Origin of the sequence: Streptomyces silaceus, assembly GCF_001419745.1 — a bacterium.
Taxonomy (GTDB): Bacteria; Actinomycetota; Actinomycetes; order Streptomycetales; family Streptomycetaceae; genus Streptomyces; species Streptomyces silaceus.
In genome coordinates this window covers 1-564 of record NZ_LIRJ01000337.1, presented here as the reverse complement: position 1 = coordinate 564, position 564 = coordinate 1, and the positions used below count along the sequence as shown (strand labels likewise).

Annotated in this window: 1 pseudogene; it reads left to right on the top strand. The window is 73.6% G+C overall.

Annotated elements, in window-relative coordinates:
• Nucleotides 1-326, top strand: a pseudogene (locus tag AOK22_RS43035) (hypothetical protein); the annotation flags it as partial.
• Between the last annotated feature and the right edge of the window lie 238 nt (nt 327-564).

Here is a 564-nt window from a genome sequence, read left to right as displayed (position 1 = left end):
TCGACGGCAAGCGGTCGTACGCGCGCGCCCGCAAGGGCGAGGACTTCGAGATCCCGGCCCGGCCCGTGACGGTCTCGGCGTTCACCGTGTACGACGTGCGGGACGCCGTCGCCGAGGACGGCACGGCCGAGGCCGCGGGCCGCGCCTTCCCGCGCTGGGACGTGGACGACAAGCGCGCCCGGCTGCTGCTCAACGGCGTCCGGATCGACATGCCCGAGGAGTACGCGGGCGTGGGCGCCGTCGCCGTCTTCGGCCCCGAGGACCGCTTCCTGGTCCTCGCGGAGGAGTCACGGGGCAAGGCCAAGAGCCTCGCCGTCTTCGCCTGACGTCCGTCGTGGAGCGGCGGGCTGCGATCCGCCGCTCCACGATCCCCCCTTCAAGGGTGTATCCACCGCCCCGCGCCGATTCACCCCTTCGGGCAGGCGCTCGGAGTGAACCGAGGGAGCGGAAGGGGGCGCGTTCGCGTCGCGTTCTGTCCTGCTGATCACCGCCGACCTACGGTCGAAGGGACGGGGCAGGCCGGGGAGGTTCGAGCATGGCGGGACGGGGCCCGCGGGCCAGGGG